Origin of the sequence: Tellurirhabdus rosea (assembly GCF_026278345.1) — a bacterium.
Lineage (GTDB): Bacteria > Bacteroidota > Bacteroidia > Cytophagales > Spirosomataceae > Tellurirhabdus > Tellurirhabdus rosea.
The window spans coordinates 369,492-387,510 of sequence record NZ_CP111085.1 but is presented as its reverse complement, the minus strand read 5'-3'; the positions used below and the strand labels follow the sequence as shown (position 1 = coordinate 387,510).

Here is an 18,019-nt window from a genome sequence, read left to right as displayed (position 1 = left end):
GCTGATAGCCTGTAGGATGTGTTCGAGCCGCACAGAAAACAGGAATTGCGCTTCGGGGAACAATGGCCTGAATATCCACAAAAATAAAGTCAAATCTCCAGCCCACGGATTAATCCGTGGGCTGGGATTATAACACCTTCGCTTCTTCCGGCTCGGTCTGCAATTTGTGCTGGTAGAGGAACTCGATGAGGTCCGCCACGAGGCCCGTCCAGCCAGTCTGGTGGTTGGCGCCGAGGCCCGTGCCGTTGTCGCCGTGGAAGTATTCGTAGAAAAGGTACAGGTCCTTGAAATGCGGGTCGTCCTGAAACTTGCGGACATCGCCGTAGGCCGGAACATTCCCCAGCGCGTTGCGGCGGAAAATGTTGATGAGCCGTTCCGCCAGCCGGACCGTCGCTTCCTTGATGCTCATGATCTGGCCCGAATGCGTCGGATACTCGATCTCAAAATCGTCGCCGTAGTAATTGTAAAACTTCAGTAGGGCATCCACAATCATGTAGTTCAGCGGGAACCAGACCGGCCCGCGCCAGTTGGAGTTGCCGCCGAAGAGGCTCGTTTCGGATTCCGCCGGTACGTATTTCACGCTGAAAACCTCGCCGTTAACGCCGAACTGGTACGGATTTTTCTCGTGGTATTTCGACAAAGCCCGGATGCCGTAGTCCGACAGGAATTCCGTCTCGTCGAACATCCGTTTCAGCAGCATCTTCATCCGGTGGCCGCGCAGCAGCGACAGCAGGTGCGTTGAACCTTTGCCCGGTTCGTGCCAGCGCGAAATGAGCGAGGCCAAATCCGGCCGGTTCATCAGCACCCATTCCACCCGGCGTTTGAAGTCCGGCAGGCGCGACAGCAGCTTGTCGTCCAGAATCTCGACGGCAAACAGCGGAATGAGCCCGACCATCGAGCGGATTTTGAGCAGCATGCTCTTGCCGTCCGGCGTGTGCAGTGCGTCGTAATAAAACTGGTCCTCTTCGTCCCAGAGGCTGATGTTCTGACCGCCGAGGTTTTTCATCGCCGCCGCGATGTGCAGGAAGTGTTCGAAGAATTTCGATGCCATGTCCTGATACGACGGCCGCTCGAGGGCGATTTCGCAGGCGATGCGCAGCATGTTCAGCGTGTACATGGCCATCCAGCCCGTGGCGTCGGACTGTTCGATATGACCGCCCATCGGCAACGGGGCGCTCCGGTCGAAGACCCCGATGTTGTCGAGGCCGAGGAAGCCGCCGCCGAAGACGCTGTTGCCGTTGACGTCTTTCTGGTTGACCCACCACGTGAAGTTCAGCAGCAGTTTATGAAAGACGCGCTCCAGAAACTCGACATCCGGTTTGCCGTTCATCTCCCGGTCGATCTCGTACACTTTCCAGGTTGCCCAGGCGTGTACGGGCGGGTTGACGTCCGAGAAATTCCACTCGTAGGCCGGAATCTGCCCGTTCGGATGCATGTAATATTCCCGCAGCACGACCGCCAGCTGGCGTTTGGCAAAATTAGGGTCCATCCGGGCCAGCGTGAGCGTGTGGAAGGCCAGGTCCCAGGCGGCAAACCAGGGGTATTCCCATTTGTCGGGCATCGACAGAATGTTGGCCGTGTACATGTGCCGCCAGGTGCCGTTGCGCTGAAAAGCCCGTCCGTGGAACGGAATCGGCATCTTCGGATCACCCTTGAGCCACTCGTTGACGTTGTAATAATAGAACTGCTTGTTCCACATCATGCCCGCATAGGCCTGTCGCTGGATGTTGCGCAGTTCGGGATCGGGCACGTTGCGCTGGAGGTCGTCAAAAAACTCGTCCGCTTCCTGTTTGCTTTTGGCAAAAAGCGGGTCAAAATCGGCGAACGGCTGCGTCATGTGCGTCTGGTCGCTGAACCGGAGGCGGATGCTCACCGATTCGCCGGGAGCGACCGTCCGGGTGTACCGCGCCGCCGCCTTCGTGCCGATCTGGTTATGGTTGACAAACTTCCGGTCGCCGCTCGTGATGTAGTTGTTGATGCCGTCCTTGACGTACAGCGTCGCGTTGGGCAGGTTGTAAAGCCGTTCGGTATTCGTTTCGTTTTCGCAGAAAAGCAGTTCGTCGGCCCCGTCGCAGTAAAGCTTGTACTTGCCCAGCAGTTTATGATCGACGGAGACCTGGGTGTTGGCGATGCCCGTCAGCATGGGTTTGTACGTGTACTGCTCGTAGCCCCATGACCAGGTGTTCCGGAACCAGAGCGTGGGAAGCAGCGTCAGCGGGGCGGCCTCGTCACTGCGGTTGAAGGCCGTTATTTTGACCAGAATATCGTTCTGCTCGGCTTTGGCATATTCGATGAAAATGTCGAAATACTCGTCATTGTCGAAGATGCCGGTGTCGGCCAGTTCAAATTCCGGTTCCTGCCGGTTTCGGCTGCGGGTTTCTTCCACCAGCTGGGCGTACGGGAAGGGTTGCTGCGGGTACTTGTACAGCATTTTCATGTACGAGTGCGTGGGCGTACTGTCGAGGTAGTAATACGCCTCTTTCACGTCTTCCCCGTGGTTGCCTTCCGGACCGGTCAGGCCGAAAAGGCGTTCCTTGATGATGCCGTCGCGATGGTTCCAGAAAGCAAGGGCGAAGCAGATATGGCCTTTGTTGTCGGAGATGCCCCCGATGCCGTCTTCGCCCCAGCGGTACGCCCGGGAGCGGGCCATATCGTGCGTGATAAAGCTCCAGGCGTTTCCGTGGACGCTATAGTCTTCCCGCACCGTTCCCCAGGAACGTTCCGAGAGGTAGGGTCCCCACTTTTTCCAGCCTTTATTATCTTTTCGTTCAAAAAGCCGCTCGCGCTCGGCGTTTCGGGCCATTGACAAAGAGTACTCCATACGCTCAGGTACAAGTTCTTACAAGTATGTTTCAAACCTGCGTTTAAACCGCCGGACAAAGAAGTGTCACGAAGACATTCAACCGACGAAGTTAATTGAAACGAGATAAACCGCAGGAAAGATTCTATTTTCCTGTCTAAGCAAAATACGGTAAATCTCTGGTTCTTTGCAGTAGATACACGAAAAAGCAAAGAGTTACCAGAAATCTTGCTATTCTCTGCGTTGCAAAAAAAGAGCCGAACCTACCGATTCAGCTCTTTTGGGTAAAAAATTAAACGAATTATCAGGCAGCATCCTGGCTGTGCGTACCCGAAAACAGTTCGGCATAATCGGCCGACAGAATTTTCCGGATTTTTATTATTTCGCCTTCCGTGACCATCTGGCTCAGTAAAGTCATCAGGGTCTGGGTGTATTCCTGCCCTTTGTCAGCGCCGACGCCGGCCCGGTTGCTTACCCGTTCGTAAAATTCGGGGAGTTTGAAACGCTCACCCTGGTCGCGGTCCTCGGGGTTGATTTCCCGGATGAGGTGGGCCAGTTCGGCGGGCAACTGGGCGGCCAGGTTATCGGCGGCGTTCCCGGCCATGTGGTCGGTCAGGGTGTGAAAAAACGCCCGGGCGATGTTCATCACTTCTTCGGCCGAGCCGACGCCCAGCCGTTCCTTCGCCGTGTGGATAAATTCGTTGTACTGCATAAGTCTTTGCCGGTTAGGTGTTTTACGTATGTGGACAACCGAAAATGAGCGCGGTAGTTTAGAAATCCATCCGACCGGTTCAACGCCCGGAGGTTGCTCCGTATCGACGGGGCAGCCGTTTTTCAGCACGGTTAGCGCGTTTTTGCCGCTGGTTTCTGTTCCGTCACTGACTTCCGGTCCTGTTGTTTCCAGTAGTCTTGGACAAACCCGTACCAGTCCCAGGCCCCCGACGGAATACGGACGTCGGGCGTAATGCCGATGCCGTCGTAGTGTGTGTAATCCAGGTAATTGCTGCGCCGCACCGGAATCACTACCGTAAAAGGGGCATAAGGCAGCGTGTGTTCGACGCCGTCGCCGTAGTCGAGCACGCCGCCCGTGTTTTCTCCGAAAAGGGTCACTTTCCGGCTCTGCCGGGCGTGCAGCAGCAGAATCTCGGCGGCGCTCCCGGTGCGGCGACTGGCCAGAATGGCCACGCGGCGAGGATTCGGGAGGACTTCGGCCAGGCGCACCGTATCTCCCGGACTTTCGAACCACGCATTCGGATTCTTCTCTCCAAACGCAACAACCTCGTCAAAGAAGGAGATTCCCAGTTCCCGGTATTTGGCGATGTTGGTTGGGGAAGTCCAATACCGGCTTCCGGTTCGAACGATGGGGCTGGTGTACAGGTAAGGCAGCAGCGATTGGTACGTGCCGGTGCCGCCCCCGCCGTTGTAGCGCACGTCCAGAACCCAGTTTGGTGTCTGCTTCAGCCGGTTTTCGTGGGCCGCCAGGGTGCTGTCGATAAGCGGTTTGTAACTGGGGTTGAAACTTTGAAATTTGAGGACGACCGTCTGCTCGTCGAACCACCGAATCTCGATTGGCTCGTACGGGTATTGAGAAAAATAGATTGCGGGTTGCAACGGCTGGTCTGCTTGTGGCTCACGCTTCCAGAATTGACCTATCCAACGGATATCCAGCACATTGCGGTGGAATAGGGCTTCGGTATTTTCCCGGCTGAAATCTCCCATCCGGTAATCCACCGAAAAGCCGCCGGTACTTGCCGGCTGGAGTTTCATCTTCACCAGACCGGGTTTCCAGGCCGGATTGGTGGAAGCCAGCACGACGCCCGCAAACGTCAAGTCAGGGCTGCGTGGGTCCCGAATGACCGCTACCGTATAGCCTTCGCGTTCCCAGATTCCTTCCAGAGGGTGCCGACGTCGGGAAGGCTGGGCAAGCTGGGCCCTGATGGCCTCCGGCGTCAGAGGAAACACTTCCGGCTCTACCGTTGCGGCCGTGTCGGGCGCTGCGGCGTAAAGTTTAAGGTGCTGGTCGCCAAAAAAAGCGAGGTAGTTTTTCAAAACCTGCTCACAGGCGGCGGGTGTTTTCTGACGGGTGGCCAGCGTCTGGAACTGCGCGAGATGTCGATTATAGGCCGCTTCCGTTTTCGGATTTACCTTATCGGTGTACCCTGCGTAATTTTCGCGTAGCAGGAGGCTCAGGCGGGTGAGGTTTTCGGGGCAATCGCAGGTGGACGCTGGGGCGGACAGGCCAGAAAGTAAAAAGCTGAACAGAAGAAGAATAGTCATGCAGGACCGCGTTGATGATGCCCGGCAATTTGATAAACCGACTTGAAAAAACAAATGCCATTTCTTGAAGAAATGGCATTTGTTTTTTCAAGAAGTTACATATTTCGCCGGTACTGCCCGCCGACTTCGTACAGCGCTTTTGACATCTGTCCGAGCGAGCAGACCTTGGCTGCTTCCATCAGCGCTTCAAACACATTGTTGTTTTCCAGCGCGGCCGTTTGCAGGTTTTTCAGGGCCGTTTCGGCTTCGTCGGCATGGCGTTGCTGGAAAGCCTTGCGCGATTCCACGGCATAATCCTTTTCTTCTCTGGTCGAGCGGATCACCTCTTCGGGCACGATGGTGGGCGAGCCGGCCGGGTCCAGGAAAGTGTTGACGCCGATAATTGGCAGCACACCCGTATGTTTCTGCATTTCGTAGTGCATCGACTCATCCTGAATTTTGCCCCGCTGGTACATGCGCTCCATCGCGCCGAGCACACCGCCCCGTTCGTTCAGACTCCGGAATTCTTCCAGAACGGCCTGTTCCACCAGATCCGTCAGTTCCTCAATGATGAACGCGCCCTGCAGCGGATTTTCGTTTCTAGCCAGACCGAACTCCCGGTTGATGATGAGTTGGATCGCCATCGCGCGGCGTACCGACTCTTCGGTTGGGGTGGTGATGGCCTCGTCGTAGGCATTGGTGTGCAGGGAATTGCAGTTGTCGTAAATCGCCAGCAGGGCTTGGAGGGTTGTCCGGATGTCGTTGAAGGCAATCTCCTGCGCGTGCAGGCTCCGGCCCGAGGTCTGGATATGGTACTTCAGCTTCTGCGACCGCTCGTTGGCCCTGTACTTGTGCTTCATGGCTTTCGCCCAGATGCGTCGGGCCACGCGTCCGAGCACCGAGTACTCGGGGTCCATGCCGTTGGAGAAAAAGAACGACAGGTTGGGCGCAAAGTCGTCGATGTGCATGCCCCGCGACAGGTAGTATTCGACAAACGTAAAGCCGTTCGAAAGCGTAAAGGCCAGCTGTGTAATGGGATTCGCGCCCGCTTCGGCGATGTGATAGCCGGAGATGGAAACCGAATAAAAGTTACGGACCTGTTTGTCGATAAAATACTGCTGGATGTCGCCCATCATCCGCAGGGCAAATTCCGTCGAAAAGATGCAGGTGTTCTGCGCCTGGTCTTCTTTCAGAATATCCGCCTGAACCGTGCCCCGAACCTGTCGCAGCGTATCGGCTTTGATTTTTTCGTACACCTCTCTGGGTAGTACCTTATCGCCGGTGGTGCCCAGAAGCTGCAAACCCAGCCCGTCGTTGCCTTCGGGAAGCGGTCCATTGTAACCCGGAATGGTATTCCGGGAATCGCCGTTGACAGTGCCCGGAATACCATTCCGGGTTACGTAAAGCTCGCACTGCTGATCGATGGCCGCGTTGAGGAAAAAGGCCAGCAGCATGGGAGCGGGGCCGTTGATGGTCATCGAAACGGACGTGGCCGGGTCGCAGAGGTTGAAGCCGCTGTACAGTTTTTTGGCATCGTCCAGCGTGCAGATGCTGACTCCCGAGTTGCCGATTTTGCCGTAAATGTCGGGCCGGTAGTCGGGGTCTTCGCCGTAGAGCGTCACCGAATCGAAGGCCGTCGAAAGGCGCTTGGCGGGCATTCCTTTGGAGACGTAGTGGAAACGGCGGTTGGTCCGTTCGGGGCCGCCTTCGCCCGCAAACATCCGCGTGGGGTCTTCGCCTTCGCGTTTGAGGGGAAACACGCCCGCCGCATACGGGAATTCGCCCGGCAGGTTCTCGGTCAGGAGCCAGCGCAGGATGTCGCCCCAGTCTTGGTATTTCGGCAAACTGATTTTCGGAATCCGTGTTCCCGACAGCGAGGTGCTGATCAGCGTCTGCCGGATGACTTTATCGCGGACCTGGTACTCGAAGGTGTCACCGGCGAATTTGGCTTTGGTATCCGGCCAGCTTTTCAGCAGCTGGCGGCATTCGTGGTGGAGGCGTCCTTCGAAATCTGCCCGAATCGTCTTCAATTCGGCGGCTACTTCAACCGAGCCGGACTTTTCTACCAGTTCAATCGTGCCCTCCAGCTGGTAAAGTTTTCGGGCAATGGCCACCTGGTCGTTTACAAACTGGTCGTAATTGTCGCTGGCTTCCACAATTTCGGCCAAGTAACGCACCCGCTCGGGCGGGATAATGGTCGCCGCCTTGGGCTGTGGCAATAACCCACTGGCCTCTGAAGACTGGTCACTGACTACGTTCACTCCCGTCTTCTGCCCGATGACCGCCATCAGTTTGTCGAAGAGCGCATTCATGCCCGCATCGTTGAACTGCGAGGCCATCGTCCCGAATATGGGCAGTTCATCGTCCGGCGTTTCCCAGAGGTTGTGGTTGCGCCGGTATTGTTTCCGGACGTCACGCAGGGCGTCCAGCGAGCCGCGTTTGTCGAATTTGTTGATGGCAATAACGTCCGCAAAATCGAGCATGTCGATTTTTTCGAGCTGCGTGGCGGCACCATATTCGGCCGTCATCACGTAAAGGCTCACGTCGGAATGCTCGGTGATTTCGGTATCCGACTGCCCGATGCCGGACGTTTCGACAATCACCAGGTCAAACCGGGCGGCTTTGCAGACGTCAATGGCGTCCTGTACGTTCCGGCTCAGGGCCAGATTCGACTGTCGGGTAGCGAGCGAGCGCATGTACACCCGTCCTTTACTGATCTCGGGACTGATGGCATTCATCCGGATGCGGTCGCCCAACAGCGCTCCGCCCGTTTTGCGCTTCGACGGGTCGACGGAAATGACCGCCAGGGTTTTGTCCGTGGTATGAAAGAGGAAGCGTCGGATCAGTTCGTCCACCAGCGAGGATTTGCCCGCTCCGCCGGTGCCGGTAATGCCGAGAACGGGAATGGTCGCCGGCAGTGACGCGGGTTTTGGCGTTTCTACGGATTGAAACGCTTCCGGATCGTTTTCCGCCGCCGAAATAAGGCGGCTGATGATTTTGACGTCTTTGGTTTGCGGCAGTTTAGCCAGTTGGCCGTTCAGTTCCCACAGTTTTGTCGGGAAATCGCACTGTTGGAGCAGGTCGTTGATCATGCCCTGCAGTCCGAGTGCCCGGCCGTCGTCCGGCGAGTAAATCCGGGTAACGCCGTAGGCATGAAGTTCGTCGATTTCACCGGGGAGGATAGTTCCGCCGCCGCCGCCGAATACCTTGATATGGCCTGCGCCGCGTTCCCGCAGCAGGTCGATCATGTATTTGAAGTATTCGAGATGCCCGCCCTGGTAGGAAGTCACGGCAATGCCCTGCGCGTCTTCCTGGATGGCGCAGTCCACGATTTCGGCTACCGAACGGTTGTGACCCAGGTGAATGACTTCTGCCCCGGAGGCCTGCATGATCCGGCGCATGATATTGATGGCCGCGTCGTGACCGTCGAAAAGCGAAGCGGCCGTGACGATGCGGACGGGGTTTTTAAGTTGGTAAGGAGCGACTGCGTTCATCGGAAAAGGGATTACACAGATTAAGGTTTTGTTGATGAAATGTCCCGCAAATTCGTAAAAAAATTACACTTAATCCGTTCGTCCGTGCATTCTCCGTTCGGGAGACAAATAAAACGCCCGGCCGCAGGGCAGCCGGGCGTATCCGATCAGTAAGTATAGCAAAGTTGTCGATTAATTGCCGGGTTTGAGCCGGTCGAGCAGCATCTTGTTGAATGTCCGCTCGGTATTGTGAAGCTCCTGCAACTGCTGCGGGGAGATAACCTTCAGAAAACGACCGTTGTATTCTTTTTCCAGATCAACCAGTTTTTGTTTCAGTTCCACAGATTCTTCCAGATCATCCATCGCGTTGCTGGTGCTACGGTTGTTCTGCCGCAGTTTGCGGGTCACATCTTTGCGGCGATCGCTGTATTCATTGTAAATGGCCCAGAACTGGGGTGCCTGGTCGGGCGTTAGGTTCAGGCGGTTGGTGATCAGACCAATCTTGGCACTTTCAATTTTCTGACGATCCTGATTCTGTGCAGCGGCCGGAAGGCTCAGTAATAAACTGAAACAACAAACCACGGCGAGCAGTACCTTTTTCATACGAATTTAAGTTAAAAATATATCGTTAGCTGTCTTGATTAGCTCCATTTAAAACAGGTTCGCTTTCCAGTTGCTGCCGGATGGCTCCGGGCGAAACATCAAGGTAATGAATCAGGGACGAATCCGTCGCCATTTCCTCGTCAATCACCGGTATATCCGCCAGCACTTCGTCGGCCAGCGCCTGGTCATTCAGGTATTCCACAATGGCGGCGTCGCTAACCTCGCTCAGCACGTCGGGGCCGAGCGGGCCCTGCCGGGGAGGGTAGGTGATCCAGACCAGCGCGGCCACCAGACCAGCGCCCGCCAAAGTAGCGGCGGTCCGCTGCCACGACCAGCTGATGGTAAAGCGGTGCGAACGGTTAACAGTCTCTGCCTGAATGCGCGACGGCAGCGCGTCGAAATACCCCTCGGGCACCGTGAATGGCAATTGCCTCAGTGGGTGCTCACGGTCCAACTCCTCAATCCGTATTGGTTTTTTCGGTTCCATACTTATCAGTCACAACGGTTTGACAAACAGCCCGGTTCCGGGTTTATTCTTTGTTGAGGAAATCTTCAATTTTTTTTACAGCCAAATGATAAGAGGCCTTCAGCGCACCGACGGATGTGCCCGTAATTTCGGCAATTTCTTCGTACTTCATGTCATCAAAGTACTTCATGTTGAAAACAAGGCGCTGTTTGTCAGGTAATTTCAACAGGGCTTTCTGCAGCTTCAACTGAATCTCCTCTCCGCTGTACTCGGTACCGGACGTTACATAATCGGAGTTGGACTCCAGCTTTTCCATCAGTTCGCCTTCCACATCACCGATGGGCAGGAAGAAGCGACGGCGTTTTTTATTCAGAAAATTCAGACACTCGTTGGTCGCAATCCGGTAAATCCAGGTGTAGAGCTGGGAGTCGCCGCGGAAGTTCTCCAGGCTGTTCCAGACTTTAATAAACGTTTCCTGCGTCAGGTCGTCGGCATCGTCGTGGTCAATAACCATTTTCCGAACGTGCCAGTAAATTTTCTGCTGGTATTTTCGGACCAGCAGATTGAAGGCGTAATTCCGGCTGGAAGGGTCACGGTATTTTTGCAGGAGTTCCTCGTCAGTCATGCGTCGTTTTTGTACTCGTCGTCCGCGGGTGCAGCTTATTCACGGCTCTAAAGTAAGGGACCATCACAAAAAAGCAAACAGGCCGGACGGGTCGCTGCGGACCGCACCCAGCCTGTATTGCATGTAACGACAGGAACCGAAAGATTGATTCCCGTGGAGGTTGGTCACTTTTCCCAATCCAGTTACCGGCCTCAGGTCAGGCCCGGCGGCTCATGGCGCGCCGGACCGCTTCCACAATTTTTTCGGCGGTCAGGCCGTACTTTTTCATCAGCTGCTCGGGTGTACCGCTTTCGCCAAACGTATCCCGGACGCCCACCATTTCCAGCGGGGCGGGGTAGTTGCGGGCCAGCGTCTGGGCGATGCTGTCGCCCAGGCCCCCGTTGAGCATGTGCTCTTCAGCCGACACCGCGCAGCGCGTTTTCTGGACCGAGGCCAGAATCGCGGCTTCGTCCAGCGGCTTGATCGTGTGAATGTTGATAATGTCAGCTTCAATGCCTTCCTCCGCCAGCATCTCGCCGGCCTTGATGGCTTCCCAGACCAGGTGGCCGGTCGCAAAGATCGACACGTCCGGACCTTCGTTCAGAATCACCGCTTTGCCGATTTCAAACGTCTGGTCTGCGGGCGTGAAGATCGGCATCACCGGGCGTCCGAAACGCAGGTAAACCGGACCTTCGTGCTCGGCGATGGCCAGCGTGGCGGCTTTCGTCTGGTTGTAGTCGCAGGGGGTGATGACGGTCATGTTGGGCAGCATTTTCATCATGCCGAGGTCTTCCAGAATCTGGTGCGTGGCCCCGTCTTCGCCCAGCGTCAGCCCCGCGTGCGAAGCGCAGATTTTGACGTTTTTATTGGAATATGCTACCGACTGGCGAATCTGGTCGTAGACGCGACCGGTGGCGAAATTGGCGAAGGTGGTAGCAAACGGAATCTTCCCGCCGATGGTCAGGCCCGCCGACACGCCGATCATGTTCGCTTCCGAGATGCCGCACTGGACGTAGCGGTCAGCAAACTCCTTCATGAACCCGTCCAGTTTGAGCGAGCCCGCCAGGTCGGCCGTCAGCGCCACGACGTTCGGGTTCGTGCGGCCCAGCTCCAGAATGCCCGCCCCAAAGCCGGAACGGGTGTCTTTTTTTTCGGTGTATTCGTATTTTTTCACGATTTCTATTGAGTGAATGAGCGATTGAGCGGTTGAGTGATTGAGTGGACAGCTTCACTGGGAAGTAAATCACTCAATCACTCATTCACTCAATCACACAATGATTAATAATCCTGATCGCCGGCCGTCACGGCCAGTTGATTGAGTGCCGTGGCGAGTTGCTCGTCGTTCGGGGCGACGCCGTGCCACTTGTGGCTACCCATCATAAAGTCGACGCCGTAGCCCATTTCGGTATGCATCAGAATCATCGTCGGCACTTCGGGGTCGTGCTTCGATTCGTGCAGCGTTTTGAGGACTTCGGTCATGTCGTTGCCTTTCATTTCGGTCACGTTCCAGCCAAAAGCGCGGTATTTGGCGCCCAGATCCCGGTTGTTCATCACCAGATTGGTCGGGCCGTCGATCTGCTGGCCGTTGAGGTCAATGATGGCCGTGAGGTTGCCGAGTTTGTGGTGGGGCGCAAACGTGGCCGCTTCCCAGACCTGGCCTTCCTGCTGTTCCCCGTCGCCCATCAGCACGTACACATGCTTGTCGTCGCCGTTCAGACGCTTGGCAAAAGCGGCTCCGCAGGCTACCGAAAGTCCCTGCCCCAGCGAGCCGGAAGCAATCCGGACGCCCGGCAGGTGCTCGGCCGTGGTCGGGTGACCCTGCAGACGGCTGTCGAGCTTACGGAACGTGCCCAGCTCCGATACGGGGAAGTAACCCGCACGGGCCAGTACCGAATACCAGACCGGCGAAATGTGGCCGTTCGACAGGAAAAACAGGTCTTCATCGGTCCCGTTCATGTCGAAAACGGGCGTCCCGTTTTCGTCCCGTTTGAGGCGCAGCACGTCGAAATACAGCGCTACAAAAAGATCCGTGCAGCCCAGTGAGCCGCCGGGGTGCCCCGAGTTGACGGCATGAACCATGCGCAGGATGTCACGACGAACCTGCACCGCAATCTGCTCTAGTTGTGTTTGTTCCATAGGGTCTCCATGACTTTTGACGCAGGACATGGGTAGGTGGCTGCCCACCGCCGGGCGTCAGCCGTCAGCTTATTTTAGAATTTGTTCTGCGTGATTTTTGGTATCAATCTTCTCGATGATGTCCGTGATGATTCCGGACTCATCGATGAGAAAGGTCGTCCGGACCGTGCCCATGTATTGACGGCCGTACATTGACTTTTCTTTCCAGACATCGTAGGCTTCCACGATTTTTTTGTCGGTATCAGCCAGCAACGGGAAGGGCAGTTCGTATTTGGAAATGAACTTCCGGTGCGATTTCTCATCATCGACGCTGACGCCCAGCACTTCGTATCCGGCCTGGCGCAGCTTTTCGTGGTTGTCGCGGAGGCTGCAGGCCTGGGCCGTACAGCCCGGCGTATCATCCTTGGGGTAAAAGTACAGGACTACCTTTTTTCCCCGGTAATCCGACAGTCTGATGGGGTTGCCCGACTGGTCTCTGGACTCAAAATCCGGAGCCGGTTCGCCGATTTGCAGTTTCATCGTAGGTAGTAACAGCGTTGAAATTATTTGGCAATCGAAACAGAATCCGCTTTGGCTGTCAGGACGGGCAGGGTGGCGGTCAGCAGGGTGACGTTGCCGGCCCGGTCTTTTACCTCCAGCTGCACGGGCCCTTCAAACGGTTTGGTGCGGTCGAGCCGGTCCGACCAGATGAGGGCGCGTTTGTAATCGTACTGCATCAGCACCCACTCGCCGTTTACCTGCATCCGGAAGCTCGCAATGCCGGACAAATCATCCTTGATGGTTGCCACCAGTCCCTGCGCATCTTTCCGAATCCAGCGGGCAACGGGCGGATTGACATCCGTCAGCAATTGAAAAGTACCCAGCTTCCGGGTGTGAAACTGGAAGGTGTTGTCTTTCCAGAATCCGCCAATGTAATCCCGCCGCCCGCCGCTTACCAGATACATCTGCGTCCGGTCGCGAACTTCGACGGGTTCGGTGGGCGCAAAGGTAACACGGATTTGTTCACGCAGCGGTATTGTAAAATCATTTATCACCAGCCGGTTGCCTTCGTGACTGACGGCCAGATGCAGGGTGTCGTACACGCTGTTTTCGGCAAATTCGATCTGAACCTGCTGCTCCCGGTAGGCATCGGCCCTGCCCGGAATGATCTGCTTGCGGTAATGCAGGGGCAGGGTGGTGGTTCCCACCTGAACCGAATCCGGCAGACGCCGGCTCAGATCAAGGACATAGACCGCTTCTCCGTTGCGGACATAACTTACGGGCACGTCCCGGCTGAGGCCGCTGCTGAAAAAACGGGCATCGGGCACCTCGGCCGTCGCAAAATTGCGGGCTTTTATGAGCAGCGTGTTGTCCGAAGCCGAAGCCGTCAGCACCGTCGGCAGGCGGCTGGGCGTCACCTGCACCGGGGAGGGCTCCGCTTCGGGCTGAATAGTGAACCGCAGCCGGGTCACATTCTGGTAACTGTCGAACAAGGTGATGACCACCTCATGCGGCTGTCCGTCAAAGAGCGGCAGACGGCCCCGGCGTTTGTCGGTCGTGTAAATCGGCAGCGTATTGCCGTCTACGACATAACACCGGTGGAAGCGCTGTCCGGTGAGCTGCTCGGTGGCGTAATCCATATGCAGATTAATCAGCCGGGATTCTTCGTGCGGGAAGTTGTCCATGTTGTAGGCGAACACTTCGTTGCCGTCCAGTTCGATTTCAATGCACGAAAGGCCGTTCTTGTACGGCGTGCCGTCGGTCCGGTCGTAGGCCAGGATGTCGATGCCAATGAGCCCGGAGGCCGAAACGGGCTGCGTCAGGACGTACTCTCCGTTGGGGCGTTTGACGGGAGCCAGCGCCACGCGGGTAGCCTGTCCGTTGACCAGCGAGGTCGGCGTAAGGGGCCGCAGGGCGATTTTGTCAAAAAACGGCGGGGTCTGGTCTTCAATTTCCGGGAAGCCGAACAGCAGCGGATTGAGCAGGTTGTCGCGCTCGTCCCGAATCTCGAAGTGCAGGTGCGGCCCGCCCGAGCCGCCCGTGTTGCCGGACAGGGCAATGACGTCTCCTTTTTTGGCGATAAACTGGTTGGGGGCCGGGCGCAGGTCGATTTCGAAGGATTGCTGCCGGTACTGTTCCTGGCGGAGGTATGTCGCCAGCGGTTCGCTGAGCTGCTTCAGGTGGCCGTACACGGTCGTCATGCCGTTGGGGTGCTTCATGAAGATGACGTTGCCGTAACCACCGGTGAACACCGCGATCCGGGAGATGTATCCGTCCGCGGCGGCATGGACGGCCAGGCCCTCGCGCTGCTGCGTCCGGATGTCGAGGCCCGCGTGAAAGTGGTTGGACCGCAGATCACCCAGGGCTCCGGACAGCGAATTGGACGCTCCCGGCCGGATCGGAAACAGGAAATAGCCCGGCTGGATGGCCTTCAGTTTCTCTTTGCGCGACAACACTTTGGAACGTTCCGAACCGGTCTGCTCCTCGTCAACCGGAATCGCATCCGTCTGAGCCCGCGCGGTTTCAGCGCCCCAAAGCAACGCACTGATTACTCCGTAAAAAAAAATAGCTACCGTTCGCCTCATAACGCATTAACAATCAGCCGCCCTAGTGGGCTGATAAATTGATTTAGTATACCTACGAAAAGCCGGGGGCGATTATTTTACCGCAAAATCGAGCATTTTGCGATCTTCCAGGTAGGCCGTCAGGGTATCGCCGACTTTCACCGGCCCAACGCCTTTGGGCGTGCCCGTAAACAGAATATCGCCCTGTTGCAGGGTAATATACCGGGATACAAAGGCAATCAGGTAATCGATTTTGAACAGCATCAGCTCCGTATTACCCTGCTGCCGGGTTTCGCCGTTGACATCGAGCCGGAAGTTCAGGTTCTGCAGGTCCGGAAATTCGGATTTGGGGACAAACTTCGAAATGGGAGCGGAGCCGTTGAAACCTTTCGCCAGATCCCACGGCAGCCCTTTGGCTTTGAGCTTTGACTGAATGTCGCGGGCCGTAAAGTCGATGCCGATGCCGATTTCGTCGTAATATTTATGGGCAAATTTCTCGTCGATGTTTTTTCCAACCTTGCTGATCCGTACCAGAATTTCGACTTCGTGGTGGATATCCTGGGAGAAATCAGGGTAGTAGAAAGGCTCGTTGTCACGGAGGACCGCCGTTTCGGGTTTGGTGAAGATAACCGGATCGTCGGGTTGTTCGTTGTTCAGTTCTTTGATATGTTCTGCGTAGTTGCGTCCGACGGCGATGATTTTCATGCGGAATAAGAAGAGTATTAAACGTTTGGGATGGGCGCAAATCTAAGGACTAAAGACGGGCCGTCCGCGCCAAACCTAAAAAAAATGAACAAATGGAGCCGTCTGACTGTCCTATTAGGTGATTTTTGCGTCTTAGTAGTAAACCAATTTTAACAGTACTATGAGAAAAGCGATTTTGCTGGTGTTGTTCATCGGCTTCCTCATCGGGTGTCAGAAGGTGCCCCTGACCGGTCGACGGCAATTGGCACTTGTCCCCAATTCACAGTTACTTCCGTTAAGTTTTAATAATTATAAAGAAGTACTGGACACGAGCCGGGTAGTTCGCTCAGGCGATCAGGCGGCGATGATCAAGCGGGTAGGTTCCCGGCTTCAGAGTGCCATTGAAGACTACATGCGGGCCAACAACCTCTCCAGCCGTCTGGAAGGCTTTGCCTGGGAATTCAATCTGATTCAGAGTCCGGAAGTGAACGCCTGGTGTATGCCCGGCGGGAAAGTAGCTTTCTACACCGGAATCATTCCCATTTGCCAGAACGAAGCGGGCGTAGCGACCGTAATGGGGCACGAAATTGCCCACGCCATTGCCGAACACGGCAACGAGCGGATGAGCGAAGGGCTGGTCGCCAACGGACTGCTTCAGGGCGGTCAGCTGGCGCTGGGCGTAATGTCGCAGGGACAGCGGTCGCAGACCAATGCCCTCTTGCTTCAGGCGGCCGGCGTAGCCCTGCCGCTGGGCTACCAATTGGGCCGGGCGCTGCCGCACAGCCGCAAGCAGGAGTCGGAAGCCGACCAGCTTGGGTTGATTTTTATGGCTATGGCGGGCTATAACCCCAACGAGGCGGTCGGGTTCTGGCAGCGGATGGCGCAGGCCAGCGGTGGCAACAAACCGCCCGAGTTTCTGTCGACGCACCCGTCCGACACGCGCCGGATTCGGGACATTCAGGCCCAACTGCCGGAGGCGCAGAAGTACTACCGGGCACGTTAAAAGCAAAAGCGGCGAGTCCGGAAAACGGTGAGGGCATCCATGAATGCCTTCGTCACCGTTTTCCGGACTCGCCGCTTTTAGCCTTTACAATCAGGCTCCCATTTCCGCCAGCACCTGCGTCACTTTCGCCGCGGCGTCTTTCAACTGCACGGCTGAGAACACTTTCAGGCCGGACTCGTCAATGATGCGGGCGCCTTCTTCGGCGTTGGTGCCCTGCAGACGGACGATGATGGGGACTTTGATGTCGCCGATGGCTTTGTAGGCCTCCACGACGCCCGTGGCTACTCGGTCGCAGCGCACGATACCGCCGAAGATATTGATCAGAATCGCCTTTACGTTCGGGTCTTTCAGGATAATCCGGAAGCCGGCTTCCACGGTTTTGGCGTTAGCACCGCCGCCCACGTCCAGGAAGTTGGCCGGTTCGCCGCCCGACAGCTTGATTATGTCCATCGTGGCCATCGCCAGTCCGGCGCCATTAACCATACAGCCCACGTTGCCGTCCAGCTTCACGTAGTTGAGGTCGTTGGCCGACGCTTCCACTTCCAGGGGATCTTCCTCCGACAGGTCGCGCAGACTCGCCAGTTCGCTGTGGCGGTACAGTGCGTTGTCGTCCAGGTTCACTTTCGCGTCCACAGCCAGAATCTTATTGTCCGACGTTTTGAGCACCGGGTTGATCTCGAACATGGACGAATCCGTTTCGACGTAAGCTTTGTAAAGCGCCGTCACGAATTTCACCATTTCCTTGAACGCTTCGCCTTCCAGTCCGAGGGCAAACGCGATGTTGCGGGCCTGGAACGGCTGCAGTCCTACGCGCGGGTCGATCCACTCCTTGATGATTTTTTCGGGAGAATGCTCGGCCACTTCCTCAATGTCCATCCCGCCTTCGGTGCTGGCCATGATGACGTTGCAGGCCTTGGCCCGGTCGAGCAGGATGCCCATATAATATTCCTTCGGCTCCGAAGCACCGGGGTAGTATACATCCTGAGCAATCAGAACCTTATTGACTTTCTTGCCTTCCGGGCCGGTCTGGTGCGTGACAAGGATATTACCGATGAGGTTTTTCGCGATGTCACGTACGTCGTCCACGGACTTGGCCAGTTGCACGCCGCGCTGCTCACCGCCCTGAATCTTGCCCTTTCCGCGGCCGCCAGCGTGAATCTGGGATTTCACAACCACGAACTTGGAAGCCGTCTGGGCCATCATTTGTTTCGCCGCCTCTACCGCCTTTTCCGGGGATTCCGCTACGATGCCTTCCTGGACGCGGACGCCGTAGCGTTTCAGTATTTCTTTACCCTGGTACTCGTGTATATTCATGGAGAATAGAACAAGGATTGGTGAAAAGTGTCAATTTTGCGGCGGCAAATTAGTGACAAAGGGGGAACGTTCCAAAGTTCCTAAGTCACAAAGTTGCAAAGAGCGGGAGGGCCGTAACCAAATCCGTAACCATACTC

14 protein-coding genes are annotated in these 18,019 nt (G+C 56.3%); 1 reads left to right on the top strand and 13 read right to left on the bottom strand.

The annotated features are described in order from the left end of the window. Positions 1–127 precede the first annotated feature (127 nt). The 12 genes from ORG26_RS01585 to ORG26_RS01530 form a co-directional block, all read right to left on the bottom strand. Entirely contained in the window at positions 128–2,821 is a 2,694-nt protein-coding gene (locus tag ORG26_RS01585) for an MGH1-like glycoside hydrolase domain-containing protein (protein ID WP_323134334.1), read from the bottom strand. A gap of 283 nt (positions 2,822–3,104) precedes the next feature. Continuing rightward, entirely contained in the window at positions 3,105–3,512 is a 408-nt protein-coding gene (locus ORG26_RS01580; RefSeq protein ID WP_266366740.1) for a DUF2267 domain-containing protein, read from the bottom strand. Positions 3,513–3,643: 131 nt separating this feature from the next. Next, positions 3,644–5,077: a S41 family peptidase gene (locus ORG26_RS01575; RefSeq protein WP_266366738.1), complete on the bottom strand. Its 1,434-nt coding sequence runs from the start codon at positions 5,075–5,077 to the stop codon at positions 3,644–3,646. Between the two features lie 95 nt (positions 5,078–5,172). Beyond that, positions 5,173–8,550, bottom strand: coding sequence for a methylmalonyl-CoA mutase family protein (locus tag ORG26_RS01570; RefSeq protein ID WP_266366736.1), 3,378 nt, complete (start codon positions 8,548–8,550; stop codon positions 5,173–5,175). Between the two features lie 171 nt (positions 8,551–8,721). After that, entirely contained in the window at positions 8,722–9,132 is a 411-nt protein-coding gene (locus ORG26_RS01565; RefSeq protein WP_266366734.1) for a Spy/CpxP family protein refolding chaperone, read from the bottom strand. A 25-nt stretch (positions 9,133–9,157) separates the two neighbouring features. Further along, a complete protein-coding gene (locus ORG26_RS01560; RefSeq protein WP_266366732.1) occupies positions 9,158–9,559 on the bottom strand; it encodes a hypothetical protein in 402 nt (133 codons plus the stop codon). A gap of 103 nt (positions 9,560–9,662) precedes the next feature. Beyond that, entirely contained in the window at positions 9,663–10,223 is a 561-nt protein-coding gene (locus ORG26_RS01555) for an RNA polymerase sigma factor (RefSeq protein ID WP_266366730.1), read from the bottom strand. 196 nt (positions 10,224–10,419) lie between these two features. Next, on the bottom strand, positions 10,420–11,376 hold the full coding sequence (locus ORG26_RS01550; protein WP_266366728.1) for a transketolase family protein: 957 nt from the start codon (positions 11,374–11,376) through the stop codon (positions 10,420–10,422). A gap of 104 nt (positions 11,377–11,480) precedes the next feature. Further along, the gene (locus ORG26_RS01545) at positions 11,481–12,338 is read right to left on the bottom strand and encodes a transketolase (RefSeq protein WP_266366726.1); all 858 of its coding nucleotides are present in this window, start codon (positions 12,336–12,338) and stop codon (positions 11,481–11,483) included. Positions 12,339–12,407: 69 nt separating this feature from the next. Next, positions 12,408–12,857 (bottom strand): thioredoxin-dependent thiol peroxidase, encoded by a 450-nt coding sequence (gene bcp / locus ORG26_RS01540; protein WP_266366724.1) that lies wholly within the window; start codon positions 12,855–12,857, stop codon positions 12,408–12,410. A gap of 23 nt (positions 12,858–12,880) precedes the next feature. Then, a complete protein-coding gene (locus ORG26_RS01535) occupies positions 12,881–14,902 on the bottom strand; it encodes a M23 family metallopeptidase (RefSeq protein WP_266366722.1) in 2,022 nt (673 codons plus the stop codon). Between the two features lie 72 nt (positions 14,903–14,974). Beyond that, positions 14,975–15,586 (bottom strand): fumarylacetoacetate hydrolase family protein, encoded by a 612-nt coding sequence (locus tag ORG26_RS01530; RefSeq protein ID WP_266366720.1) that lies wholly within the window; start codon positions 15,584–15,586, stop codon positions 14,975–14,977. 160 nt (positions 15,587–15,746) lie between these two features. On the opposite strand from ORG26_RS01530, the gene ORG26_RS01525 reads away from it, so the two are divergent. Next, positions 15,747–16,568, top strand: coding sequence for a M48 family metallopeptidase (locus ORG26_RS01525; RefSeq protein ID WP_266366718.1), 822 nt, complete (start codon positions 15,747–15,749; stop codon positions 16,566–16,568). Positions 16,569–16,658: 90 nt separating this feature from the next. Here the strand turns inward: ORG26_RS01525 and sucC are convergent, their stop codons facing one another. Then, entirely contained in the window at positions 16,659–17,882 is a 1,224-nt protein-coding gene (gene sucC / locus ORG26_RS01520) for an ADP-forming succinate--CoA ligase subunit beta (protein WP_266366716.1), read from the bottom strand. Positions 17,883–18,019: the final 137 nt, after the last annotated feature.